Consider the following 25,464-nt stretch of genomic DNA (forward strand, 5'->3'; position numbering starts at 1 on the left):
TTTTCAGGGTACAACCCTGTAACTGAATAATGTTCCCTGATAGCTCAGTTGGTAGAGCACTCGACTGTTAATCGAGTTGTCACAGGTTCGAGTCCTGTTCGGGGAGTATCATGGAGAGCTGTCCGAGTGGTCGAAGGAGCACGATTGGAAATCGTGTAGGCGCCAAAAGTGTCTCGAGGGTTCGAATCCCTCGCTCTCCGTTGTATTTCAATTCTTAGTATGGCCCGTTGGTCAAGCGGTTAAGACACCTCCCTTTCACGGAGGTTACAGGGGTTCGAATCCCCTACGGGTCACCATTTTCTTACTGAAATACAGCTTGATTTTATTGAAGATATTTGTTATATTAGATTTTGTCACTTTGACTTAACTCTTGGAGGCTTAGCTCAGCCGGGAGAGCATCTGCCTTACAAGCAGAGGGTCGGCGGTTCGATCCCGTCAGCCTCCACCATTTTTCTTCCAACAAGTGAAGCAAGTTGACAACTGAATTGCTTTTTAATGACGCGGGGTGGAGCAGCCCGGTAGCTCGTCGGGCTCATAACCCGAAGGCCGCAGGTTCAAATCCTGCCCCCGCAATTATCTCTACATGGTATAAGTTCAACTTTATCTTGTTGAGAACCGGACAACCCGGATTAATGTGGAGCTGTGGTGTAGAGGCCTAACATGCCTGCCTGTCACGCAGGAGACCGCGGGTTCGAATCCCGTCAGCTCCGCCATTTTTTATCTCAAAAAGTGACGTCTTACTTGCTTGGTTGTTCGTAACCGCAAGTATCAGATTAAATTCAAGGCTCGGTAGCTCAGTCGGTAGAGCAGAGGACTGAAAATCCTCGTGTCGGCGGTTCGATTCCGTCCCGAGCCACCATTTAACTGAATATGCCGTTGTAGCTCAACTGGTAGAGCAACTGACTTGTAATCAGTAGGTTGGGGGTTCAAGTCCTCTCGACGGCACCAGCATTATGGAGGATTAGTGAAGTGGCTAAACACGGCAGACTGTAAATCTGCTCTCATTCGAGTTCGGTGGTTCGAATCCATCATCCTCCATTGTAGTATAGGGGCATAGTTTAAAGGTAGAACAAAGGTCTCCAAAACCTTTGGTGTGGGTTCAATTCCTGCTGCCCCTGCCAGAAACAATTTAATGAGAATATGGCGGTCGTGGCGAAGGGGTTAACGCACCGGTTTGTGGATCCGGCATCCGCGGGTTCAAGTCCCGTCGATCGCCCCATACTTTCAATATTGGGGATTAGCCAAGCGGTAAGGCAACGGACTTTGACTCCGTCATCCCTAGGTTCGAATCCTAGATCCCCAGTATTTCTTATTGGGAATAGGAATTAATATGTTTGCGGACGTGGCTCAGTGGTAGAGCATCGCCTTGCCAAGGCGAGGGTCGCGAGTTCGAATCTCGTCGTCCGCTCCAATTTTTTACGGCGCCATAGCCAAGTGGTAAGGCAGAGCTCTGCAAAAGCTCTACCCCCAGTTCGAATCTGGGTGGCGCCTCCATGAATGCTTAGCGAGCCGGAGTGGCGGAATCGGCAGACGCACAGGACTTAAAATCCTGCGGTGGGTGACCACCGTACCAGTTCAAGTCTGGTCTTCGGCACCATCCTTACAACATCATATGTGCCCTTAGCTCAGCTGGATAGAGCGTTTGACTACGAATCAAAAGGTCAGGAGTTCGAATCTCTTAGGGCACGCCATTCAATTCCCATTTGTGTTTCGGGAATCGAATATGAATGAATTAGCCGGTGTGGCGGAATTGGCAGACGCGCGCGACTCAAAATCGTGAGGGAAACCGTGGGGGTTCGAGTCCCTTCACCGGCATTAAGCAAGACGGAATATGGTTAACTAGAAATGGACTGTACAAATTAATGTACAGTCCATTTCTTTTTATTTTACAAAAGCTAGAAATGTTAATTGACCCTCAATGATAAATCGTATTATCATGAAACTGGGAGGGTTAATATGGAGAAAATTACAAGTAAACACGTAGCTAAGAAAGCTGGTGTCTCTACTAGTGTCGTATCAGCAATCCTGAACGGAACTAAAGGAATTCGGGTTAGCGAAGAGAAGAGGAGATCTGTTCTTCAAGTCATTGAAGAATTAAATTATAAGGTTGATGTACAAGCAAGAGGATTAAGAATTGGTCGTACGCAATGTATCGCAGTGGTAGGTAACCCTGATTCTCCATTCCTGTTCCAAATTATGAAGGGAGCACAACAGGCGTGTTGGGAAACCGGTTATCATCTATTGTTATATGGGTCAGAGCATGGAGAGGAGAAGCGCCTAGGCATTCTGGACTTATATGCACAAAGGCGTATCGATGGAATCCTTACCCAGGACAACACGAATTACAATGATGAGTACTGGGCGAAATGTATGAGAGAGCAAAAAATACCCTACGTCTCTTTGGAGGGTTACCCCGAGAGTGATGCGGTCACATCCGTAATAACGAACTATAAATACAGCATTGAATATGCATTGAATTACATTTATAACAAAACCGGCATTCCGCCAACTTACCTGGAGATTTATCATGGAATGACCTATAATCCGGACTGGGGAGATCAGCAAAGAGTCATTGCCTATATAGAGTGGATGACTCAACGCGGTTATGAACCTATCCTTTTCAAACGTAAAGATGTTGCCTGGAACGAAGATCGTACGTGGTGGTTAGAATGGTTATCTATGCAAGCGTTTCCTATTGCAGTTTTGGCGAATTGGTCACGAGGTGCTATACATATTTATCGTGCTGCATATGAACTGAACCTGCGTGTGGGCAAAGATCTGTATATAATGGCAGCGGATAACACCGAGGGAGTCAACGAGCATCTGGTTCCTTCATTAACCTCAATAGAAATCCCTTATGTAGAAATGGGATATACGGCTGCATCGAGATTGATTGACTACATTGAAGGTAACAAAGACTTATCCGAGCAAACCAAGATTCAGCTCCTTCCAAGCTTGATTTCAGGGGAGAGCGTTTAAAATTACACCCTAGACTAATTAGCCAACGATACGTCTTTACATATTGCAAACAGTGGAGTGGTTAATTTGAATTTGAGTAAACTTTGGATGTTAAGGAAAAGTGTCGTCATGACCTGGTTACTCTCATATGTAGTCGTGCTGTTCGTCCCCATTTTATTTAGCGCTGCTGTTTATTGGCAAACAAAACATACAATCGAGAATCAAATTGAGCGCGGGAACGATTCGTTGATTCGACAAATGCAGGAAGTGGTTGACAACGAAATTGAAGCAGCCAAGCGTCTTACGATGCAAATTTACGGTAATGTCAGGGTTCAGGACCTGTTCTACTCCAATAAATTTTACAGAGATGACTACCGCTATGAGCTTTACAATATTATTAAAGACTTGCGTGATTATAAAACGTCTTACTCTATGTTTTTTCAGTTTTATATTTTTTGGGCAGCCGGGGATTTAGTGATCATGCCGAATTTGTATCGCGCAGCCGAGTCCGCATACGAGGATTTGTACACAGGCGGAGCCTTATCTCTGGAGGATTGGAGGAAGGCTGTACGAAGCTCGAGTCCCCGCCAGTATATGCTGACCAGTCTTCAAACTACAGGTTCAGAGAAACGAAGCTTCGTAAACCTTATGAGTTCTTTTCCTGTTGACAGTAACAACCAGCCCGTTGGTACGATTGTTACGATGATGGATACGAAGCAATTGTCCAAAGCTATTGACAATGTTAGTCATTTTAATGGCGGAGAAGTATTGGTATTGAACGAGCAGAAACAAGTTCTTGTCTCGAATGGTTCGATTGACGGGGGAACATTTAATTTCGATAGTTTGAAGGGAGAGCATGGAAGTTTTAACGATAAGTACAATGGGGATTGGTCACTTTTTACATACAGCAAGTCGAAGAGCTCCGGCCTGATCTATCTCACGGTTTCTCCGAGCCGTCTTGTATGGAAGGAGGCCCAGTATGTCCGTAATCTTACTTATTCAAGTATTGCTTTTAGTGTAATTGGCGGTATTGTACTGACCCTTCTATTTCTTAGACGTAATTATAAACCACTCGGTAAACTGCTTCAATCAATGGCTCTTAAGGCAGGAGTTTCGATAGATAAAGGCTCGAATGAATTTCTGTTTATACAAAATGCACTGTCCAAAACATTCGACGAAAAAGATCAGATTAAACTTCGCATGAAGCAGCAGCAAAATCAGTTGCGCTCCAATTTTCTCTCTAGAATGTTAAAGGGCAGATTGGAAAATCAAATTCCTACTCAGGAGGCTTTATCTGCATTTGATCTCCAATTTAAGACGGATGATTTCTGCGTGGTGCTGTTCTATTTGGAGGATAACTATAAATTTTTTGAACGAATGAAGGATATGACGGTCCCGGACAGATTCAAACTGTTGCAGTTCATTGTAACCAATGTTGTAGAAGAGCTTGTTGCTGACCAGCTTCATAACGGCTATGTAGCGGAGATTGACGATATGATGGCCTGTCTAATTAATCTGAGGGCAGATCAATCCCATGTAAATGATCAAATATATCAAATAGCTGAAGAAGCACAACGATTCCTGAAGAGTAAATTCGAGATTGATGTGACAGTGTCCATTAGTGCAGTGCATCGTTCCTTAGCAAAGATTACGGATGGCTACAAAGAAGCTATGGATGCAATGGAATATAAGTTAGTGATGGGTAAAAAAGGAATTATCGTATACGATCAATTGCAAATTGACAGCTTAGCAGATTTGAAGGATGGATATTATTATCCTCTACAGGTAGAGCAACAGTTGATCAACTATGTAAAAGTGGGTGATGTAGAGAAAGCCCGGCTTACTTTGAACGATATTATGGAACGCAACTTCAAACGGAACATATTATCTGTCGAACTGACCAAATGCCTGCTTTTTGATCTAATAAGCACCTTCGTCAAAACGATTCAGGAAATTGGAGACATTCAGGAAACGTTCCTGGCCAGTAATCCGCGAGCAATTGAGAAGCTGACCGCATCGGAAACGGTATCAGACATGCACCGTCAGCTAACTGAAGTGCTGGAAGAAGTGTGCCAATATACGTTTGTTAAGCATTGTTCCAACAAAAATAAACATCGGCAGGATGAGCTTCAGCAATTCACGCAAATGATTATCCATTATATAATGAACAACTACCAGGATACGAATTTGAACATATCACTCCTTGGGGAGCAGTTCAGTATGAAGGCGACCTATTTATCCAAGCTGTTCAAGGACCAGACGGGCGAGAGCTTACCTGATGCGATTAATAAGATTCGCATTGAAAAGGCAAAGCAATTGCTTAAACAGGAGAGAGCTCCTTTGCAAGATATTGCAAACCGCTGCGGCTTCAGTGATATGAACACGTTTATGCGCACATTCAAGAAGTGGGAAGGCATTACACCGGGGAAATACAAGGCTTTGGAATAAACTTTGATGATTAGATTGGATATTTTGAGATATTGATCGATTAATTTGTGTATGGTTTTGGATGTACTGACTATAGAGATAGGACCTCATCTGCTGCATAATCGGGATTGTAATCCCATAAAGGGAAGTAACAATATCGAGGAGGTCAACAGAAATATGAGAGCATTCTCCAAAAGCACGGTAATCGCTCTGGCTGCGATTATGACTAGCGGGACGGTACTCGCCGCTTGTTCCAAGAGTACAGAATCGCCTGGCTCTACTTCTACTCCATCTAACAGTCCAGGAGCGACAGCTGCAGTCGCAACCACGTATCCAATAAAGACAGATACGGTGCTAACGCACTGGTATGTAGCAGGCGGTGCCCAACTGGCTGTTACACCTGATGCGAGCAACTGGCCGATCTTCCAAGAATTAGCCAAACGGACAGGCATCAAAGAGAAATATATTACTCCAGCCGTTAATCAACAGAAAGAACAATTGAATGTTATGTTCGCTTCCGGAGAGTATGCTGACATCATAGAGTGGAATTGGTTGAACGATTACCCTGGAGGTCCTGAGAAAGCAATCAAGGATGGCAATATTCTCAAGCTGAATGATCTGATCGACAAATTCGCACCCAACCTAAAGAAATACTTGAAGGAGAACCCTGAGGTTGACAAACAGATCAAGACGGATAATGGTTCTTATTATGCGTTCCCATTTATTCGCGGGGATGAGTGGTTAAAGACGTACGGTGGTCCTATTATTCGAAAAGACTGGTTAGATGATCTGAGCTTACAGGTGCCGACAACTATCGATGAGTGGTATACGATGTTGAAAGCGTTTAAGGAGAAGAAAGGAGCAACGGCTCCGCTTACATTCACCAGCGTTCCCCGGTTGTTTGACGGATTAGCCACAGGGACGATCATAGGCGCCTTCGGCATTACACGTGGCTTCCATATGGAGAGCGGTAAAGTGAAATTCGGACCCGCACAACCAGGCTATAAAGAATTCTTGGCGACTATGCGCAAATGGTATGCGGAAGGATTGCTGGATAAAGACATCGCGACAGTGGATGGAAAGATACTGGACTCGAATATGACATCAGGCAAATCCGGCGCCACATTCGCACTAGCTGGAGGCGGAATCGGAAAATGGCTGGGCGCCGCTGTGAAGGACAACCCGAAATTCAACCTTGTAGGAGCACCGTACCCGGTTCTTAAGAAGGGGGACGTGCCTAAATTCGGCCAAAAGGATTACACGGCTCCGAATGGCGGGACGTATGCAATCTCACCCAAGAGTAAGCATCAAGAGCTTGCAGTTAAGCTTCTTGACTATGGATACAGTCCTGAAGGTGCAAAATTTTTCAACTTCGGGACAGAAGGCGTCACTCACACTATGGTCAATAATTATCCGACCTACACTGATATGATTAAGAAGGATTACGCATTGAATCTTGGCTTGTATACCCGTTCGACCGGCGGTCCTACGATCCAGGATAAACGTTATTACGAGCAATTCGCAGCACTTCCTCAGCAAAGAGATGCCGTAACAACGTGGTTTAAGACAGAAGTAGACAAATATATGCTGCCTCCTGTATCACCTACACCGGAAGAGAGCTCCGAAATGGCAAAGATTATGACAGAAGTGAACACGCTTGTGGATGAAACAACGATCCGCATCGTGCTAGGAACGGATCCGTTAGAGGCGTACGACAAATTCTTGGATCGGTTAAAGTCACTTAAGATCGACAGAGCCGTGGAAATCATGCAAGCCGCACTGGATCGCTATAACAAGCGATAATCCTATTGGAACAGCGGGGGAGGGTAAAGACCCCCCTCTCCTTTTCATTCTTACCTGTCCCTGCGAAAGGAGAAACACGATGCAAACGATGGCGAAGAAGATTGGATGGAAGAAGTTTCTCCTTAAGGATTTACTTCGAAACAAGGTGTTATACGTGATGATGATCCCAGCTTTGGCTTATTACTTTATTTTTCAATATGGACCGATGTATGGAGCTATTATCGCCTTTAAGGATTACTCGCCGAATATCGGTATTCTCAAAAGCGAATGGGTGGGGCTAGCGCATTTCAAAGACTTTTTTAGTGGATTCTACTTCTGGAGAATATTCAAAAATACCGTTCTGATCAGCATATACACGCTTATCTTCGAATTTCCTGCCCCGATTATTCTGGCGCTGCTAATTAACGAACTGCGCAATAACAAATTCAAGCGTATCGTGCAGTCGGTTACGTATATGCCTTATTTTATTTCCTTAATCGTAATTTGCGGGATTGTAAAGGACTTTACGAATAGCGGAGGAATAATAAATTCAGCCTTCATGTACTTCGGAGGAGACGGCAAGACGATGCTGCAGAATCCAGATTACTTCCGACCGATCTATATCGCATCGGAAATATGGCAGCGCATTGGATGGGAATCAATTATCTATATTGCTGCTTTGAGCGCTGTCGATCAGGAGCAGTATGAAGCAGCTCGAATGGACGGTGCGGGTAGATGGCGCCAGATGTGGAATGTAACGATCCCAGGAATATTGCCCACTATCATGATTATGTTTATTTTAAGGATGGGGAACTTGCTGAATGTTGGATTCGAGAAGATCATACTTCTGTACAACCCCTCTATCTACGATACGGCCGATGTAATTTCCTCTTATGTGTACCGCAAAGGCTTGTTAGAATTCGGCTGGAGCTTCAGTACCGCAGTTGGATTATTTAATTCAATTATCAACCTGATGCTACTCATAGCAGCGAATTATATCAGTCGTAAGGTCAGTGAGAATAGTTTATGGTGAGGGGGAATACCACGTGGGAATTGGGTTAAAGCCTACATTCACAGATCGAATTGCGGATTGGATCATTATTGCGATCCTCGTTCTATTAATGATCGTAACTGCTTATCCGCTCATTTACGTTTTTCTTGCTTCCGTAAGCAACAGTGGTCAAATGTTGGCGCATAGCGGACTATTGTTGAAATCATATGGATTTCACATCGATGCTTATCTCAAAGTATTCGAAAATCCAAGTATCCTTACGGGGTTCAGTAACACACTCTTTGTCGTGATCGGTGCGATAGGTGTGAGCATGAGCGTGACTGCTATGACCGCCTATGTGTTATCGCGTAAAAATGTATTCTGGAATAAAACGTTTATATTCGTAATTGTGTTCACGATGTTCTTCAGCGGAGGATTAATTCCGTTCTATATGATCGTCAAAGGCGTGGGCTTGATGAATTCCTTATGGTCGCTCATTCTCCCTTTTGCAGTGAATACGTTCAACTTGATTATCATGAGAACCGCGTTTATGGCGATCCCCGATAGCCTGGAAGAGTCAGCCAAGATTGACGGTGCTAATCACTTCACTGTATTCATGCGAATTGTTCTTCCTTTGTCGCTTCCGGTTATTGCTGTAATGACCTTATATTATGCAGTAGAGAAGTGGAATGGCTGGTTCTATGCCTCCTTGTTCTTGAAGGATCGGGATCTATTCCCGCTGCAATTGATTCTGCGTGAGATTCTTATTTCGAATTCAACAGATTCGATGCTTGGATCTGCGAATATGGATCAAATAGCGCAGATTAGCGAATCCATCAAGTATGCCACGATTATTGTTGCCACATTGCCGATTCTCTTTATTTATCCTTTCTTGCAGAAATATTTTGTAAAAGGGGTCATGGTTGGTGCTCTAAAAGGATAAACAATGATAGGATAATGTTATAAAAACAGAAGAAAAGCTAACTTTGACGGATGCAAAGATGAGCGCACGTTCTGACGATTTGTTACAGTGATGGTGTAACCAATACGATTAGCGGAGGCGAATATGTATGCACACGAACGCCAGTTTATTATCTTCTGAGGATACAGCATTTTATAAGCAGAACGGATACCACCTTTACAAAAAGCAGCTTTTCTCTGAAGAAAAGTTGAATCGTTTAACCGATATATTCGAGGAACAATTAGCGCTGAAAGGGAAGAAGCTGTCCGATGAGCTGGACACCCCGCATTTTCGCGATGAGCGCTTATTGGAATTCCTGCTCGCTGATGAAGTGCTTGATCTAGTGGAGCCTATTATCGGACCTAACATTGGATTATGGTCAAGCCATTTCATCTGTAAGGATCCATTGATTGGACGAGCAACACCGTGGCATGAGGACTCTGCCTATTGGAAAGGGCGATTAAGCAGTTTTGGGAAAATTGTTACGGTCTGGTTGGCCATCGATCGCAGTAACCAAGAGAATGGATGTATGAGGGTCATCCCGGGTACACACAACAATGGATTTTCGGAATATGAAGAAGTAGATGGCAGTCGTAATCTATTCCGCACTCAGATCAAGAACATCGATGATTCAAAAGCCGTCTATTTCGAATTGGAGCGCGGTGAATGTTCCTTGCACGACAGTCGAATCATTCATGGGGCAAAGATGAATACGAGTGAGTACCGCAGATGCGGTTATACGATGCGTTACTTCTCAACAGAGGACCGAGTTATTGCGGAACACAACAAGGTTCACAAAATATGGCTCGCACGCGGGAAGGATATTGCGGGAAGTAACTTTGTGAACGTGTGATAGGCGGAGGAGATGGCGAAGTGGATCAGGAGGGTTGGTCACAACATCCAAAGAGGCTATTGAAGGAACAGTATATGGAGGTAAGCCGTTCCTTTAATATTTTTCAGCAGCATGTGAATCGATTGGTTCCGCTTCATTGGCATGAATTCTACGAAATGTGTCTCATCACCGATGGTGATGGGACTAATGTAGTGAATGGAGTCTCCCATAGATTGGGCAGGGGGAGCTTGTTCTTGCTAACGCCGGCAGATTTCCATGAGGTGTATCCAGACGAAGGCTCTACACTACAAGTGTATAACGTAATCTTCTCCGATGAGATGCTTGTTGAGGAATTGCGGGAGCTGCTGCTGTATGGGAATGCAGAAAGAATGACTGATCTCGATGCATCTATGTTGAGCTTGGTCCAGCAAGAGTATCAATTAATTGAGCAGGAAACACTAGTGAGAAAGACGGGCCAACGATTAATGGTGAAAGGTGCTCTTGAGCGAATTCTGATCGTGCTTCTTCGACAGCGGGAAGCAGCACCAAGTATTAGAAGGAGGCCAGATGAAGGGACTGCTGGCCATACAGGGGTAGCAAAGGCACTAGTCCATATCCATCATCATTTCCGTGAACCGCTCAGCTTGAAGGACGCGGCGCGTGAAGCCCAACTGGCGCCTGGTTATTTCAGTGAGTGCTTTCATCAGACGACAGGGTTAACTTTTCAGTACTATTTGCAGAATTTGCGGTTGGAATTCGCCGCTTCTCTACTCCATGCATCGAGACTTCCAATAACTGAAATATGTCATGCCTCTGGATTCCGAACGTTGACACACTTCGAACGAGTGTTCAAGGTCAAGTATAACTGTACTCCACGTCAGTATCAGCAGGCAGGGAGGAGAGAGGAGACTGGACGTTCTGGCAGCTAGTGCGTAACATCGGCATGCAGCAGCTTGATCGCACCAGAGGAGAACTCAGAGGCTACAACTCCTGCAGCTATTAGGATCGTTATCAGTGTGACCAGATCCACCATGCTGGGATTACCTTCCGAGGTTATCTTCACAAAGGCCCACAAGCTATTAATGGAATAATCAATTGGAGGGATATCATTAGCGATACGGTAGTCGTTGATTGCGACCTCTCTCTCGATTTTCAGCTTATCTGCTTCAGAAGGAGCTTCTTCAGCCAAAGCTTGCTTCATTTGTGCCGTTCGTTCCGTGACATCTTGCTGCCACCCTCCAGAACTTGAATCATCCATCAGGTACTTTACAGCAAGCCCGCCGCCAATAACATCTAATATTAAGAATGCCGGGGAATGAAGCAGGGCTTGAGCCAACCCCAGGCGCTGACGCATGCCGAGTGAATACGTTCTGACCTTATCGTGTATCGCGGCTTCCAAGCCAATAAGCTGGACAACCTCTTGTATTCGCTCCCGCGTAATGCCGCTGATCATCCTCGCGTATTGCTGCAAATTTTGATAACCCGTTAAATGCTTGTACATCTCCGGATTTTCTACGATAGCACCTACATGAGCAATTGCTTCGCGGTAGTTGTGTTTGACACTGATGCCCTTGTAAGTCACGTCTCCATCAGTCATGGAAATAAGGCCAACCATCATGCGAATTGTAGTTGTTTTCCCAGCGCCATTAGGTCCAAGAAATCCGAATATTTCTCCGGCGTAAATATCCAGGCTCAAGCGGTCAATTATCGTTTTCTTCCCGAGCTTTTTCGTTAGATTCTTGATTTGGACAACAGGTGTATGCTTCATTGGGTATTTGAGCTCCTCTCCTAATTCTCTAATAACCAAAGTGTATAATAAAACATTGTCTTTCCTATTTCGCAAATCTTAAGAAAGTATTTCGAAAGGGTCAAAAAGCGGTATAATGGAGGAATGGTTCGGCAGTGAATTTTATAGAAAACGGGAGGAATACTAGGAATGCTGCATACGGGATTGTTATCGGTTACTTTTCGTAAATTGAGTCCCCAAGAGATTGTATCCTTGGTTGTTGAAGCAGGGCTGGAAGCGATTGAATGGGGCGGCGATGTACATGTTCCCCCTGGTAACGCGGAGTTGGCGAGAGAGGTCAGGCAATTAACGGAAGAAGCAGGACTGAAGGTAGCCTCTTACGGCTCGTATTATCGATTGGGCAGCAGTTCCTATAAATTCGAGGACGTCTTGGATTCTGCAGTAGCACTGGGCGCTCCGACGATCCGAATCTGGGCAGGGAACAAAGGCTCCGACATCGCAGATGAGGCTTGGTGGGATGAGGTTATTAAGGACACCCACCGAATCGCTTCACTTGCAGAGGCCGCTGGTGTGCGCATCGCCTTCGAATTCCACGGGAATACGTTGACGGATGGATTAGAGCCCGCCTTGAAGCTGTTGAAGGGTGTAAACCATCCGAACGTCTACACTTACTGGCAGCCGCTTCCGACACTTAAGCAAGAAGATTACTTATCTGATATTGAGGCGCTCTCGCCTTGGTTGACTAATGTGCACGTGTATTACATAACGCCTGGCTTACGGTTCCCGTTGGCCGAGGGCGAAGCAGATTGGGACAAGTATATGGCAGCACTGCCTCCAAGCGAAGAGCGATACGCGATGCTTGAGTTCGTAAAGGACGATTCACCTCAACAGTTCCTGGATGATGCAGCAACGTTGAAGCGGATTGTAGGTAGAGCAAATGCAGCAGGGTAAATAACTCCTCTTGACACGAAAAGGACCTTCCGATTGTCGGAAAGTCCTTTTTATCTACATGGGTTGCTCGCCTGAAACTCATACTTCCACTTCAGTCAATACGCGTTGAATCGTGCTATGCACTCGTTCCTTCTGAAGCGGTTTGGCTATGAAGTCTTTGGCGCCGCAGGAAATAGCCTCAATGACTATTTGCTGATGCGACATTGCGGAGCATACGATTATTTTGGCCTTGGGATCAAACTTGCGAATCCTTTGCATCGTGACGATCCCATCCATCTCGGGCATTGTAATGTCCATGGTTACCAAGTCGGGATTAGTCTGTATGTACAGCTGTATGGCTTCTTCACCGCTGCTTGCTTCTATAATCTCATATCCGTACTCACGCAGCATATGACTCAAGATCGTCCTCATAAATGCGGCATCGTCCACAACCAATATTGTCGCCACGGGATCCACCCTTTCGAAAAAAATTAGTCGCATTCAACCTTATATTAATCTATTAAAGGAAGCGCTAATTTAGAACGGAATAGGATAAAGGAGGATTACGGACGATGGATGGAAGGGATAAAAGCGGCATGACAAATTAATAGCTTAGGAGATAGAGAGAAGGGGGAGCTAGTTTTGTTCTAGCACTTTGAGGACGGAGACCTGGACTCTTTCCTTCTGAACAGGTTTGGTAATAAAATCTTTGGCGCCCAAAGAAATAGCTTCTATCACCATGGGTTGGTGAGACATGGCCGAGCACATAATTACTTTAGCCTTGGGGTCTATGGCTCTAATTTTACGAAGTGCGGTTACTCCGTCCATTAGGGGCATTGTTATATCCATCGTCACCAGATCCGGTCGGGTACGCTTATACATGGAGACGGCTTCTTCTCCATTCGTAGCCTCGGCGACAACACTGCAACCAATTTCACATACTATATCTTTAATTATCGTTCTCATGAATGCCGCATCGTCAACGATCATAACCGTATGCATGTGAATCACCTTACCTTCAACAAAGTTGTTTAATTGAAATGTATGATCTACCTCTATATTAGAGCCTTGTATGCCATATTGAGAAGTACCACTTGGCTCTCTTTTCTATTTGGACGTGTAGGTCAAAAGTCGCGGTTGTCCAGAATCTTTTATAAACTCTGGCAATGGTACTATGCTTTTGCGGAGCATAAGTCATGGTATTGTGATAGAATGAAGAGAGAATAAATCAAACGGTGAGATATCTATTTAAAGGAGGGCTAAGCATGAATACGACACTTGTGGATCGATTCGGGAGAGTGCATGATTATTTGCGAATCTCGGTCACTGACCGTTGCAACCTTCGCTGCGTATATTGCATGCCGGAGGAAGGTATGGAGTTCGAACCAGATGACCGGATTCTGACGTTCGAGGAAATCACCGAAGTCGTTCGTGTTCTGGCCCGGTTGGGTGTGCGCAAGCTGCGGATTACGGGCGGGGAGCCTCTGGTTCGTAAAAATTTGGAAGTGCTGATAGCCCAGCTCTCGGCGATTCCCGGGATTGAAGATATTGCTCTTACTACTAATGGAATTTTCCTTGCACCTCGAGCAGAGCGTCTTAAAAAGGCAGGGGTGACCCGGGTAAATATTAGTTTGGATTCTCTTCGAGCGGATCGTTTCGCTGCTATTACTCGAGGAGGAGACATTAATAAAGTGCTTGCTTCGTTGGAGGAATCCATTCGGATCGGATTTCAACCCATCAAGCTGAATGTGGTTCTAATGAAGGGCGTTAACGAGGATGAGATTGCAGATTTTCTGAAAATGACCATGGAACGGGACTTAACGGTTCGGTTCATCGAATATATGCCGATCGGCCATGAGAACGACGACTGGCGGACCAAGTATGTACCTTTGTCTACTGTTCTTGATGTTTGCGCCGCGCAGGGGTGGGAAGCAGCGCCCTTTGGCGATGTATACGGCAATGGCCCGAGTAAGAATTATCGGATTCAAGGGGCAACGGGCACTTTCGGTCTGATTCACCCGGTGAGCGATCACTTTTGCGAAACTTGCAACAGACTGAGGCTAACGGCTGATGGCAACATCAAGCCATGCTTATATTGGACGGATGAATTTAACGTGCGCACTTATATGGGTGACGAAGCGGGCATGCAAGAGATGTTCTTCCGCGCGCTTGATATTAAGCCGCTCAATCACGAGATGGCTCAGGTACTATCGCAACAGGATCAATCTCATACACCGACCTTGCGTCGGATGTCGCAGATTGGGGGATAACGCTCGTAAGTCTTATCCCGCATAGTTGCGAGGGTGAGCAAGCGAGTGAAAGTGCAGGTGCAAGTGCAGGTGCAAGTGCAGGTGCAAGTGCGAGAGCGAGCTCAAGCTCAAGTGTGTGTACGAGTGAGAGAGCAAGTGCAGGGAGGGAACAGGAGTGAACAGCAGCATACCGCGTAGAACGATGATAACCGTGCAGGAAGCGCAAGCGCAGATCGCGGCGTGCACCAAGGCTGTGCTTCCCGCTGAGCATGTTCCGTTGCTCGGCAGCTTGGGTCGCCGGCTGGCGCAGGACGTATGCGCTGACCAGCCGATTCCGCACTTTAGCCGCTCCGGCGTGGACGGCTATGCGGTTCGTGCGCAGGATACCGTCGGCGCGGAGCCTGGACGTCCAGCTGTGCTGGACGTCGTAGAGGCGATCGCCTGCGGGCAAGTGCCGCAAGCGATCGTAGGCGCGGGACAAGCCGCGCGCATTATGACCGGCGCTCCGGTGCCGGTAGGGGCAGATGCGGTCATCATGCTAGAGATGACCGAAACCGTTGTCCCGGCGGGCACCCCGCACGGGACGCATGGTCTTGTGCGCGTCGGCAAGCCGGCCGCGCCCGGCGACAACATTACTGCCGCCGGTCACGAGGCGGCGGCAGGCGAGCGGCTGCTCGCGGCGGGCACGCGCATCGGCCCCGGTGAGGCGGCCGTGCTAGCGTCGCTCGGCCACGCCAGCGTCGCCGTGCGCCGGCGCCCTCGCGTTGCCGTGCTGGCGACCGGCGCGGAGCTGCTGCCTGTGGATACGCCCTCACCGCTTCCGGTGAGCGGTATCCGCGACAGCAACTCCACGATGCTAGCCTTGCTGGCCGCCTCGGCAGGTGCAGATGCAGAGCTGCTCCGCACGTCCTCAGATCGACTAGGGGACGTATTGCCTGTCATCCGTCAAGCAATGTCATCAGGTGAATATGATGTTATATTGACGAGCGGCGGCGTATCAGTCGGGGACTACGATGTCATGGTCGAGCTATTCAAGCAGTGGGATGGAAAGCTGCTGTTCAACAAGGTCCAGATGCGCCCAGGCAGCCCGACGAGTGTGGGGCTATGGCATAATCGCCTGCTGTTCGCTTTATCCGGTAATCCCGGTGCGTGTATGGTAGGATTCGAGCTGATGGTGCGCCCTGCGCTCCAACAAATGCAAGATGAAGCGTTCCTATCGAAGACTGAACAACGTAACCGTTTTCAAGCGGTATGGGAGGGCGGGATCGTCAAAGGAACGGTCTATGAACGTTACATACGAGCCAAGCTGCGAATGGAAGCAGGCAAGGTATATGTATTGCCCGCTGGGGGCAATAAGTCAAGCGACTTGATATCGCTGAAGGAAGCAGAGTGCCTGGTCATCGTCCCGCCTGGCGGAGAAGGAATAGTCCCAGGCAGTCTTGTACAAGTGATCCGGATCCAAACCATTATATAAGCTGCTAGTCTTCATCCAATGAAATAATGGAAATTCATGCAGATTCATTCCGCTAATGCTCAAATACATCTTTCTGTCTCATTGCAAATACAAAAACCCCGCACCCATTTTGCATGGGATACGGGGTTTTTGTATTGAAGATAGGAGGTCAGCTGCGAATGATTCATCCAAGAGACCCCACTAGGATGCGCCGACTCGTGTGTGTTTTTAGAAACAACAAGCAGCCCCTGTAACGATTACTAACAGGATAAAAAGCACCAAGATAATTCCTACCGATGTGAAGGCTCCTCCAGCACTCATGCAGCATTCTCCTTTCGAACTCCGGATTGTTCAATATATGTAGGTTACCGTCATCTGGACTGGACATTGGCCCTAATGATCACCCAGATTTCAGGTATTTTTACTATACCGAACAAAACCGGTTAACCAACTAGTTCCAATGTTCGAATCTATTCGAACGCCTCCCGAACTGATAAAATAAGGTTGCAGCACAAGCAGCCGCCAATAGGTTTTTAAAGTTAGCATTGATGATATAACAGGTCTTCGTGACTTGTGGCATATTTTTGGGAAGGTGGAGAGAGTATGGATGAAATAAGGAGATTGAGAACGGAAGAGCTGGATGCCAGCCTTGATTTATCTTGTTTTGCCTTTCAATACGAATTGAATGAGAAGGAACGAACGGATCGGAAAGCTTTTGCCAAACCCGAAATCACTTGGGGCTACTTCATTGATCAGAAGCTGGCAGCAAAGATGACCATCCATCCGATCCAAACATACATAAATGGGAGGATTACCGATGTAGGCGGGGTTGCGAGTGTAGCCACGTGGCCGGAATATAGACGGAAAGGGATGGTTTCCCAACTGCTCGCCAAAGGGTTACTAGTCATGAAGGAGGAAGGCAGAACCATATCGTTCCTGCACCCATTCTCTATTCCGTTCTACCGCAAATTCGGCTGGGAGCTATATACCGACTATATTGAATATGAGCTGACTGCTTCTCATCTGCCAGTAATTGAGAATTCAATGGGCTCAGTGGAGCGGGTCGAACGGGATTGGACTCTGTTACACGGGATTTATACGGATTATGCACTACAGTATAACGGCATGCTCGCACGAGATGAGGCTTGGTGGAGGCAGATTGTTTTTAAGCAAAAAAAAGGACAAGCGGTCATTTATCACAATTCGGCTGGGCAAGCGAGAGGGTATATGATCTATGAAGTAAAGAACAGAAAATTGGCGGTGGGCGAATTGATCTCACTCGATATGGATGCGTGGTATGGCCTGTGGAAGTTTATCGCGAATCATGACTCCATGTTCGATACGATTACGGTTAAAGCCCCTTCAGATGACCCGCTCCCGTATTTGCTGCATAATCCAACGGTCAAGCAACAGACCGTCCCTTATTTCATGGCTAGAATTGTAGATGTGGTCGGGTATTTGGAGCAAGCTGTATTCGAGGCCGGTACGGAGGACTTGCAATTCCGATTGAGGTTAAAAGATCGACAAGCAGACTGGAATGATGGTTGGTTCGAAATTGTAATACGATCTGACGGAACAGCTCAGGTTACTAGAATGAATATCGAACCATTGGAACTAGATAATCAGTCGGACGATGGAAACACCCTGCATTGTGATATCCAGACACTAACTTCTATGTTAATTGGGTATAAACGGCCAACAGACCTGCACCGTTACGGACGTATTCAAGCAGATAGCAGAACCGTCGATGCTCTGGAACGAGTCATCCCCAGGACTATGACATATTTATCGGATTATTTTTAGCTTCCAACGGATGAGGCTTTTTTATACACAGTCTCTTCGCGACCAGATGATATAGACGATTAATAGACTTGTCCTACTTATGAAATAAGCTCTACAATAACAAGATAAGCTCCTAAACAGGGTACGATGAGCGGCCATTCTGCTCCACTGTTCAGAGGGGCCGTTAAATGCAGAGTGGGAGGCTTATTATGAAGTATAAAGTAGCCATTATCGGAGCAGGGAACATTTCAAAAGGGCATATGCAAGCAATTGCGGACATGGAGCAATTGGAGTTTGCTGGAGTTGCGGATGTTGTTTTGGAGAGAGCGGAAGAAGCAGCTGAGAAGTATGGAACCCAGGCGTACCATGACTATAAAGAAATGGTGTTGGAGCAGCGTCCTGATATTGTCGTGAATACACTGCCTCCTTTCCTGCATCGAGAGGTATCTGTATGGTGCGCGGATCAAGGATGTCATCTATTGCTGGAGAAGCCTATGGCTCCAACGGTTGAAGATTGTGATGCCATTATAGAAGCGTCTAAGCGGAATGGTGTCAAGCTGTTGGTCAGTCACTCCATTCATTATATACAAGATAATATTGTGGCCAAAGAAGTCATTGAATCGAAGCGATTAGGCGAGCTCATCATGATTACCGATTCCAGGCACGTAACCTACTATCAACCGAACCGACCTAATTGGTGCTACTGGAAAGCACAAGCTGGCGGCGGAATATTCACGAATCTGGGCACACACTCGATCGATCGCGTTCAATGGATTACAGGAAGCCCAATTGTGAAAGTAAAAGCTTCTTTCACCTATGGGTTTCCCATCGGTGATGTAGAGTCCAGCGGAATCGCCTATGTAGAGACAGCGTCAGGTGTTGCTGCTACCATTTCCCAGAGCGGGCATGGCGGCGTTAACCGGAATGAAGCGGAGTTCATGTTTACGAACGGTATGATGAGACTTGCATCGGGAGCCGGGGTCTGGGTGAGTGATGGGGGCAAATATGAGCCGATTGATCTGACAGGAGCCGTTAATTCGTTCGTGCTGCAATTCAAGGATATTGTTGATGCGATAGAAAATGGGACGGACCCAGGTTGTTCGGGTGAATATGCTCGCAGCGTCGTGAAAGTAGTAAACACCATGTACGAGTCTCATCGCCAAGGACGTGACTTGACAGTAGAGTAATAGGTTGACAGTGCGAAGTCTTAAGCCTGCTTTCGGGGCTTAAGACTTTTTTTTGCCTAATGAATCAAGATGAAAAATCCTGATAAAATTAGGAAAATTCTGGGTTATGGGCAGTTCAACTAGTCTAATCACACTCTCGGATAGCGCTGTTTAAAATTGGATAGGGGCCGATTGGATAACAGGATAGCGTTTCCGATGTTTTGAAAGTGGACGCTTTCGTTCATCGTGAACTACATTGAGGGTAGGTCGATGAACTAATCGTCGATAACGTTTTCTAGGGGAGGCAAAGAAAGATGAGAGGTAAGACGTTCAAACTTCTTAGTACTGTGTTGGTAATTACCGTTGTTGCCGCAGGCTGTTCAAATGGCGACAAGAAAGGAAACGATGTTGCGACACCGTCGCCTAGTGCGACAACCGCACCACCAGAGAAAAAGGCGGAAGTTCCATATCCGGCCAGTCTTACTTATTGGGTCTGGTTGAACTCGGATGCCGGTGCAACGATGAAAAGCTACAACGAAATGGGGCTTTACAAAGAGCTGGAGAAAAAGACAGGTACAAAAGTCGACTTCAAGCACCCTACTGAAAACGCTGGTGAGCAGCTTAACCTGATGATTTCGTCAAGAACTTTACCTGATGTTATTGTGAATAACTGGAAGGACATTCCTAAAGGCCCTGACAATACAATTAAAGAAAAAACGATTCTACGCTTGAACGAGTTGATTGAAAAGAATGCTCCTAACCTTGATAAATTTTTGAAGAGCCACCCTGATGCCAAAAAGCTTATTTCAACAGATGAAGGGAACATCTATGTAGTTCCTTTCTTAAATCTCGACAATTGGGCGAGAGTTGTGTTCGGGCCCGTAATCCGTAAAGACTGGCTGGATAAATTGAGTCTTAAAGCTCCTACTACGATCAATGAATGGCATGATGTGTTAGTGGCGTTCAGGGATAAAGATCCGAATGGCAACGGCAAGAAAGATGAGATTCCGCTGTTGGTCCAAGATATTGGCACTATGGCGGCCTTCTCAAGCGCCTTTGGTGTAGACACCGGATTTTTCCAAGTCAACGGAGCAGTGAAGTATGGTCCAGCCGAGCCTGGATTCAAACAATTTATTACTACGATGGCCCAGTGGTATAAGGAAGGGTTGATCGATAAAGATTTTGCTGCAACCGATGGGAAGCTGCGTGACACGAAAGTAACGACCAATGTTCTAGGCGCTTTCCCGGGTTATGTGGCGAGCGGTATCGGCAAATATCTCGATCTGATGCAGCCGACTACGCCATCCTTTGATCTACTCGGCGCTCCGTTCCCAGTGTTGAATTCAGGCGAAATTAATAAGTTCGGCCTTGCGGAGAAAACATTCAGCGGCCTTGGTGCGGCAATTTCCGCAACGGCAAAAAATCCGGAATCGATTATCAAGTGGCTTGATTATGCTTACAGCGATGAAGGCCATATGTTGTTTAACTTCGGAGTTGATGGTCAGAGCTACAAAATGGCCAATAATTACCCGACGTTTACTGATGAAATTCTGAACAACCCGAATAAGCTGCCGAAGACACAGGCGCTGGCCCGATTCGCGTTGTCCAATTCGAGCGGTCCTTTCGAATATGACAAACGAGTCATGGAGCAAATGACTGCGAGACAGCAGCAGAAGGACGCTAAACAAACATGGGGTAAGGCAACAGGAGAAAATGTTATGCCGCCGGTTACACCTACCGCCACAGAAAATGATAAGCTGGCAAGCATCATGAATGATATCAAAACGTATAACGATGAAACGATCATTAAGCTAATCATGGGTATTGAGCCAATCGAGAAGTACGATGATTATGTGAAGAAAATAAAAGGAATGGGCATCGATGAAGCGGTAAAAATCATGCAGGGTGCTCTTGACCGATTCAAAAAGCGTTGATAAGGGAGCTGTCCAATGGCACAACACTATCCGCAAACTCAAACTGACACTTCCAGACAACGGGCGGGCCTCAGGAGGAGGCTCGCCCAAGATTTTAAGCGCAACCTTTACATTTATATCATGCTGTTTCCGGTCGTTGTGTACTATATCGTGTTTCACTACGCGCCTATGTATGGTGTACAAATTGCTTTTAAAAGCTTTTCTCCGGGACTGGGCATCTGGAGCAGTCCATGGGTAGGATTCAAGCATTTCATCGATTTTTTCAATGGGTTCTTTTTTTGGCGCGTATTGCGCAATACGATGCTGTTGAGCTTGTACGGAATCGTGTTTGCCTTTCCGGCTTCGATAATACTGGCATTGCTTTTGAACGAGGTGAGGCATCATATTTTTAAGCGGACAATACAGTCGATCACTTATTTGCCGCATTTCATTTCCGTCGTAGTCGTCGTAGGGATGATGGTCGATTTTTTATCCTTGCGCGGGCTAGTCAATCAAATCCTTGAAGCGTTCGGCTGGCAATCGATCCCCTTTCTCACTACTCCGGGGTGGTTCCGCACTCTATACATCGCTTCCGGTATTTGGCAAGGAATTGGCTGGGGCTCGATCATTTATTTGGCCGCTATAGCGAACATCGACCCGACGCTTTACGAGGCAGCACGTGTTGATGGAGCAACCAGATTTCGGCAAATGCTGCACATTACATTACCAGGCATTTTGCCGACAATTATTATTCTGTTCATCCTGAATATGGGCAGCATCCTGTCTGTAGACACGGAGAAAATATTGCTTCTGTACAATCCCAGCACGTATGAATCGGCAGATGTCATTGCCACTTACGTATACCGCAAAGGTCTTCTGGAGGCCAGCTACAGCTTTGGTGCGGCGGTCGGCTTGGCGAACTCCGTCATAAGCTTCGCCCTGTTGGTTATGACGAATTACATCAGTCGCCGGACGAGCGAAACGAAACTTTGGTGATCAGGAGGAATTGAAGGCATGAACAGACGTTCCCTAGGCGAAATTGTTTTTGACTCTGTCAATACCGTTATTCTAATCCTTTTGTCGCTCGCCACGCTCTATCCGATGCTGTATGTGCTGTTCGCTTCCATAAGTGATCCCGCACAGCTAATACAACATAGAGGGCTGCTTTTATTTCCCAAAGGGATCAACTTCGAAGCCTATTGGACGGTATTCAGAAATCCTATGATTTTAACTGGGTATTCGAATACTTTGTTTTACGTCATAGTGGGCACATCCTTGAATGTATTTCTGACCGCCTTGGCGGCGTACGGGCTGTCCCGGGGGAATGTGTTCTGGAAAAATCCGATCATGTTCATGATCGTGTTCACGATGTTCTTCAGCGGCGGGCTGATTCCGACCTATTTGATTATTATGAAACTCGGGCTGGTCGATAGCAGATGGGCGCTGATCTTGCCCGGTGCTGTGAGCGCATGGAACGTTATTATTATGCGGACTTCGTTTCAAGGGGTACCGATAAGCCTGGAAGAGTCAGCGCGTATGGACGGAGCGAACGATTTTACAATCTTGTTTCGTGTCGTGCTGCCGCTTTCTATGCCCGTTGTAGCCGTCATGGTGCTATTTTACGGCGTCGGACACTGGAATTCATGGTTTTCTGCACTCATTTATTTGTACAACCGTGATCTGTATCCTTTACAGATGGTGCTAAGGGAAATATTAGTGCAGAATGACACGCGAAGTATGCTCACATCTGCCAATGTCAGCGATAAGATGCAGGTCGGCGAAACGATCAAGTACGCCACTATTATTGTAGCGACACTTCCTATTTTGTTTCTGTATCCGTTTTTACAAAAATATTTCGTCAAAGGGGTTTTGATCGGGGCCATCAAAGAATAGTCAGCCGTTATACTACAGGGAATTATGACCAGGGGGTAACTATGCTAAAGGGAATCAAATTCGGTAACAGCAAGGTAAGATGTGAAAACTAATATGAAAGAGGCCGCTTATGCACAGGGATGAGTTGCAAACCATATATCCAAAACCCAAGGAAATGCTGCAGGGCAATGGGGAATTCGTTATAGGTCCGTCAACAAAAATCGTCGTGTACAAGGATAGCGAAAGCGAAACAGCAGTGCTTTTACAGAACCTGTTATTCGAGTTGATTGGTGAGCAGTTACATGTAGAAATACAGCGAAACCGGAACGCCAAGGCAGGTTGGAGTTTGCTAGTAACGAACGATACGGTACATGCAGACCATTTATTGGATATCCCTCAGGAGGAAGCAATTGTTGCGGAGAGCTACACACTGTCTGTGACCAGCCAGTACATCAAGTTATCGAGCGGCGATCGAGCCGGGACGATTTATGGCATGCAGACGCTATTAGCGCTTTGTTTCAAGGATAAAAGTAAAAGTTGGTCAATTCCGTGTGTGCAGATCGGTGACTGGCCCCAATTTTCACGAAGGGGTGTTCATCTTTATTTACCAGCGCGTGAATCGATCGAAGGGTTTAAGAGGATGCTCAGAACGTTCGTTTATTTGAAAATGAATTTGCTTATTCTTGAAATCGGGGGCGGAATGGAATACGACAACCACCCTGAGATCAATGAAGGTTGGGAGCGCTTTTGTCGTGAAGCCCATGCGTATCCGGGAGGGCCAAGAGGGATACAAGCAAATGAAGAAGCCTATTGGAAGGACAGTACCCATACAGAATTGGCAGGCGGGTCTTACCTTACGAAAGCTGAAGTGAGAGATATCGTGCAGTACGCCAGACAGCTCGGGATTGACGTTGTACCGGAAATCCAGGCGTTAAGCCACAGCTATTATTTGTGCTACGCACATAAAGAGATAGCGGAACGGCCACAGGAGCGGTTTCCTGATACATATTGTCCTTCAAACCCGGATTCGTACAAGCTGTACTTTGAAGTGGCGGAGGAAATTATCGAGGTTTTTGAACCAGAATGGGTGTGTATCGGTCACGATGAGGTACGCATCTTAGGGGAATGTCCAAGATGCAAGGACAAAACCGGGCATGAGCTGTTAGCGTATGAAATTAACAAGCTTTACGATTTTTACAAATCCAAAGGCATTCGAATCATGATGTGGGCCGAAAAATTACAGAATTTCATCTCCTTTGATGGTATAGCACGTGGGGGTGTATTCGAAGAAAAGACCGACAAGAAAGGAAGATACTGGAGAGTTCCGGCCACCTACGAGGCAATCGATCGAATTCCCAAAGACATCCTGATGCTGGACTGGTACCACTCGCTCGGCCATAATACAGAATCTGAATTCAGTGATCATGGATTTACGGTCGTATTAGGTAACTTCGATGGCAGCTTAATAGCCGATTGGAGAAAAAGATCCAGTAGTGAAGCAGTTATTGGAGCGGAAGTTTCTACCTGGTGTCTGGCAGATGAGTACACGATCGCCAGAAATAACACGATGTACCAAATCGTATTCACCGCTGGCATGCTGTGGGCTGGAGGTGACGATGAGGACGCATGGGCAGAAGCCGATCGCACAACGATCGCTATGATGCCCCATGTGAAGTGCATGCTGCGAAATCGCAATTATGCTTCGGTTTCCGGAAATGAATCCGGATTCATGCAGCTGTACAGCGCTGGTCAGAACAGTAACTCTGGATGTGACGACGGGAATTCAAAGGTGTTTATGAACCAGGTGGATTGGAATCAAGGCAACCGGCTTCCACAAATTTTTTCTGGCAGCAGCGAGCTTGTAATTCCCGAGGCAACGGATGAAGTGTATGTGGACGTAGGCGATTGCATGAGAAGCCTTATCTTCTTGCATGCGGCAACCCGAACGATGAGATTTATTCCTAGCTGGAATTTCCATGATATGTCCGAATATGAATTGGGAAAATACGAAATCCAATATGAGGATGGATCGAGTTATTCCTTGAATATTCAATATGGCGTTCACATCGGAAATATCGGAATGGATTGGGGCAGGTATAGATCGCTCGGAGACCAAGTAAGGCAGGATGTGGAGCAAGCGGGTGTCCAGGGCGGGCAGGGAGCAGCAACCATTCCTCCCTATTACTCGATGGCCGATGAGTGGCGGGGATCGCTAATGTACTTCACGATTCCGGTAAAACTGGAATCGTTGGAGGGTTCGAAAACCGCATATGCATACGAATGGGTAAACCCGTATCCGGATAAACAGATTCAATCTGTCCGATGGGTCGGAAAACCGGATGACGTCTTACAATCTGTTCTATTATTCAGTATTGCAGGTGCACGAAGATAGGTATTCTAA

General features: G+C 46.4%; 21 protein-coding genes and 17 tRNA genes. 34 read left to right on the forward strand and 4 right to left on the reverse strand.

Translation table 11 applies throughout. The features are described 5' to 3' along the window. Nucleotides 1–33 precede the first annotated feature (33 nt). The 24 genes from AC58QD_RS28960 to AC58QD_RS29075 all read left to right on the forward strand — a co-directional run bounded on the left by AC58QD_RS28960 (nucleotide 34) and on the right by AC58QD_RS29075 (nucleotide 10,880). Nucleotides 34–106: transfer RNA gene (locus tag AC58QD_RS28960), tRNA-Asn, on the forward strand. A gap of 6 nt (nucleotides 107–112) precedes the next feature. Continuing rightward, nucleotides 113–200: transfer RNA gene (locus AC58QD_RS28965), tRNA-Ser, on the forward strand. A 21-nt stretch (nucleotides 201–221) separates the two neighbouring features. Next, nucleotides 222–296: transfer RNA gene (locus AC58QD_RS28970), tRNA-Glu, on the forward strand. A gap of 76 nt (nucleotides 297–372) precedes the next feature. Beyond that, nucleotides 373–448 (forward strand) — tRNA-Val (locus AC58QD_RS28975). Between the two features lie 51 nt (nucleotides 449–499). Next, nucleotides 500–573 (forward strand) — tRNA-Met (locus tag AC58QD_RS28980). 63 nt (nucleotides 574–636) lie between these two features. Further along, a tRNA-Asp gene (locus AC58QD_RS28985) sits at nucleotides 637–713 on the forward strand. Between the two features lie 70 nt (nucleotides 714–783). After that, a tRNA-Phe gene (locus tag AC58QD_RS28990) sits at nucleotides 784–859 on the forward strand. A 13-nt stretch (nucleotides 860–872) separates the two neighbouring features. Continuing rightward, nucleotides 873–948 (forward strand) — tRNA-Thr (locus AC58QD_RS28995). Between the two features lie 7 nt (nucleotides 949–955). Further along, nucleotides 956–1,038, forward strand: a tRNA-Tyr gene (locus AC58QD_RS29000). Nucleotides 1,039–1,047: 9 nt separating this feature from the next. Continuing rightward, nucleotides 1,048–1,121 (forward strand) — tRNA-Trp (locus tag AC58QD_RS29005). A gap of 22 nt (nucleotides 1,122–1,143) precedes the next feature. Next, nucleotides 1,144–1,219, forward strand: a tRNA-His gene (locus AC58QD_RS29010). Nucleotides 1,220–1,231: 12 nt separating this feature from the next. Next, nucleotides 1,232–1,303 (forward strand) — tRNA-Gln (locus tag AC58QD_RS29015). Between the two features lie 33 nt (nucleotides 1,304–1,336). Beyond that, nucleotides 1,337–1,411, forward strand: a tRNA-Gly gene (locus tag AC58QD_RS29020). A gap of 9 nt (nucleotides 1,412–1,420) precedes the next feature. Then, nucleotides 1,421–1,494, forward strand: a tRNA-Cys gene (locus tag AC58QD_RS29025). A gap of 14 nt (nucleotides 1,495–1,508) precedes the next feature. Further along, nucleotides 1,509–1,597, forward strand: a tRNA-Leu gene (locus AC58QD_RS29030). Between the two features lie 17 nt (nucleotides 1,598–1,614). Next, nucleotides 1,615–1,691 (forward strand) — tRNA-Arg (locus AC58QD_RS29035). A 44-nt stretch (nucleotides 1,692–1,735) separates the two neighbouring features. Then, a tRNA-Leu gene (locus tag AC58QD_RS29040) sits at nucleotides 1,736–1,815 on the forward strand. Nucleotides 1,816–1,956: 141 nt separating this feature from the next. Further along, nucleotides 1,957–2,979 carry a LacI family DNA-binding transcriptional regulator gene (locus AC58QD_RS29045; RefSeq protein WP_497338534.1) on the forward strand — a complete coding sequence of 341 codons (1,023 nt, stop codon included), beginning with the start codon at nucleotides 1,957–1,959 and terminating at the stop codon, nucleotides 2,977–2,979. A 108-nt stretch (nucleotides 2,980–3,087) separates the two neighbouring features. Continuing rightward, nucleotides 3,088–5,406, forward strand: coding sequence for an AraC family transcriptional regulator (locus AC58QD_RS29050; RefSeq protein WP_497338535.1), 2,319 nt, complete (start codon nucleotides 3,088–3,090; stop codon nucleotides 5,404–5,406). 156 nt (nucleotides 5,407–5,562) lie between these two features. After that, complete coding sequence (locus AC58QD_RS29055; protein ID WP_497338537.1) at nucleotides 5,563–7,188, forward strand: extracellular solute-binding protein; 1,626 nt, start codon at nucleotides 5,563–5,565, stop codon at nucleotides 7,186–7,188. A gap of 79 nt (nucleotides 7,189–7,267) precedes the next feature. Then, a complete protein-coding gene (locus AC58QD_RS29060) occupies nucleotides 7,268–8,200 on the forward strand; it encodes an ABC transporter permease (RefSeq protein WP_497338538.1) in 933 nt (310 codons plus the stop codon). 19 nt (nucleotides 8,201–8,219) lie between these two features. Next, nucleotides 8,220–9,101: a carbohydrate ABC transporter permease gene (locus tag AC58QD_RS29065; RefSeq protein ID WP_497338597.1), complete on the forward strand. Its 882-nt coding sequence runs from the start codon at nucleotides 8,220–8,222 to the stop codon at nucleotides 9,099–9,101. Between the two features lie 127 nt (nucleotides 9,102–9,228). Further along, the gene (locus AC58QD_RS29070) at nucleotides 9,229–9,972 is read left to right on the forward strand and encodes a phytanoyl-CoA dioxygenase family protein (protein ID WP_497338539.1); all 744 of its coding nucleotides are present in this window, start codon (nucleotides 9,229–9,231) and stop codon (nucleotides 9,970–9,972) included. A 20-nt stretch (nucleotides 9,973–9,992) separates the two neighbouring features. Next, entirely contained in the window at nucleotides 9,993–10,880 is an 888-nt protein-coding gene (locus AC58QD_RS29075; protein WP_497338540.1) for a helix-turn-helix domain-containing protein, read from the forward strand. Here AC58QD_RS29075 and AC58QD_RS29080 read toward each other — a convergent pair. After that, nucleotides 10,877–11,719 carry an ABC transporter ATP-binding protein gene (locus tag AC58QD_RS29080; RefSeq protein WP_497338541.1) on the reverse strand — a complete coding sequence of 281 codons (843 nt, stop codon included), beginning with the start codon at nucleotides 11,717–11,719 and terminating at the stop codon, nucleotides 10,877–10,879. The two genes, AC58QD_RS29075 and AC58QD_RS29080, sit on opposite strands and share 4 nt — an antisense overlap. Before the next feature lie 168 nt (nucleotides 11,720–11,887). Here AC58QD_RS29080 and AC58QD_RS29085 point away from each other — a divergent pair, with 168 nt between their 5' ends. Next, nucleotides 11,888–12,649, forward strand: a complete 762-nt coding sequence (locus AC58QD_RS29085) for a sugar phosphate isomerase/epimerase family protein (RefSeq protein ID WP_497338542.1) — start codon at nucleotides 11,888–11,890, stop codon at nucleotides 12,647–12,649. Nucleotides 12,650–12,727: 78 nt separating this feature from the next. Here the strand turns inward: AC58QD_RS29085 and AC58QD_RS29090 are convergent, their stop codons facing one another. Then, a complete protein-coding gene (locus tag AC58QD_RS29090; RefSeq protein WP_497338543.1) occupies nucleotides 12,728–13,096 on the reverse strand; it encodes a response regulator in 369 nt (122 codons plus the stop codon). A gap of 168 nt (nucleotides 13,097–13,264) precedes the next feature. Further along, nucleotides 13,265–13,630: a response regulator gene (locus AC58QD_RS29095; RefSeq protein WP_497338544.1), complete on the reverse strand. Its 366-nt coding sequence runs from the start codon at nucleotides 13,628–13,630 to the stop codon at nucleotides 13,265–13,267. Between the two features lie 263 nt (nucleotides 13,631–13,893). On the opposite strand from AC58QD_RS29095, the gene moaA reads away from it, so the two are divergent. Genes moaA through AC58QD_RS29110 form a run of 3 tightly spaced genes read left to right on the forward strand, consistent with a single transcriptional unit; the run spans nucleotide 13,894 to nucleotide 16,351 of the window. Continuing rightward, complete coding sequence (gene moaA, locus AC58QD_RS29100; protein WP_497338545.1) at nucleotides 13,894–14,898, forward strand: GTP 3',8-cyclase MoaA; 1,005 nt, start codon at nucleotides 13,894–13,896, stop codon at nucleotides 14,896–14,898. Nucleotides 14,899–14,943: 45 nt separating this feature from the next. After that, nucleotides 14,944–15,075 carry a hypothetical protein gene (locus tag AC58QD_RS29105; protein WP_497338546.1) on the forward strand — a complete coding sequence of 44 codons (132 nt, stop codon included), beginning with the start codon at nucleotides 14,944–14,946 and terminating at the stop codon, nucleotides 15,073–15,075. Continuing rightward, nucleotides 15,053–16,351: a molybdopterin molybdotransferase MoeA gene (locus tag AC58QD_RS29110; protein ID WP_497338547.1), complete on the forward strand. Its 1,299-nt coding sequence runs from the start codon at nucleotides 15,053–15,055 to the stop codon at nucleotides 16,349–16,351. The genes AC58QD_RS29105 and AC58QD_RS29110 overlap by 23 nt, the downstream gene beginning before the upstream one ends. A 207-nt stretch (nucleotides 16,352–16,558) precedes the next feature. Here AC58QD_RS29110 and AC58QD_RS29115 read toward each other — a convergent pair whose 3' ends face one another. Beyond that, nucleotides 16,559–16,651, reverse strand: a complete 93-nt coding sequence (locus AC58QD_RS29115) for a YjcZ family sporulation protein (protein ID WP_497338548.1) — start codon at nucleotides 16,649–16,651, stop codon at nucleotides 16,559–16,561. A 282-nt stretch (nucleotides 16,652–16,933) separates the two neighbouring features. Between AC58QD_RS29115 and AC58QD_RS29120 the strand changes: the two genes are divergently transcribed. The 6 genes from AC58QD_RS29120 (at nucleotide 16,934) to AC58QD_RS29145 (ending at nucleotide 25,455) form a co-directional block, all read left to right on the forward strand. Then, nucleotides 16,934–18,133: a GNAT family N-acetyltransferase gene (locus AC58QD_RS29120; protein ID WP_497338549.1), complete on the forward strand. Its 1,200-nt coding sequence runs from the start codon at nucleotides 16,934–16,936 to the stop codon at nucleotides 18,131–18,133. Between the two features lie 188 nt (nucleotides 18,134–18,321). After that, nucleotides 18,322–19,299: a Gfo/Idh/MocA family protein gene (locus AC58QD_RS29125; protein ID WP_497338550.1), complete on the forward strand. Its 978-nt coding sequence runs from the start codon at nucleotides 18,322–18,324 to the stop codon at nucleotides 19,297–19,299. Nucleotides 19,300–19,592: 293 nt separating this feature from the next. Beyond that, nucleotides 19,593–21,212 carry an extracellular solute-binding protein gene (locus AC58QD_RS29130; protein WP_497338551.1) on the forward strand — a complete coding sequence of 540 codons (1,620 nt, stop codon included), beginning with the start codon at nucleotides 19,593–19,595 and terminating at the stop codon, nucleotides 21,210–21,212. A gap of 15 nt (nucleotides 21,213–21,227) precedes the next feature. After that, nucleotides 21,228–22,187, forward strand: coding sequence for an ABC transporter permease (locus tag AC58QD_RS29135; protein WP_497338552.1), 960 nt, complete (start codon nucleotides 21,228–21,230; stop codon nucleotides 22,185–22,187). Between the two features lie 18 nt (nucleotides 22,188–22,205). Beyond that, a complete protein-coding gene (locus AC58QD_RS29140; protein WP_497338553.1) occupies nucleotides 22,206–23,084 on the forward strand; it encodes a carbohydrate ABC transporter permease in 879 nt (292 codons plus the stop codon). A 109-nt stretch (nucleotides 23,085–23,193) separates the two neighbouring features. Next, nucleotides 23,194–25,455, forward strand: a complete 2,262-nt coding sequence (locus tag AC58QD_RS29145) for a family 20 glycosylhydrolase (RefSeq protein WP_497338554.1) — start codon at nucleotides 23,194–23,196, stop codon at nucleotides 25,453–25,455. The last annotated feature ends 9 nt before the right edge of the window (nucleotides 25,456–25,464 follow it).

The sequence above is a fragment of the Paenibacillus sp. J2R1T-4 genome (assembly GCF_059692235.1).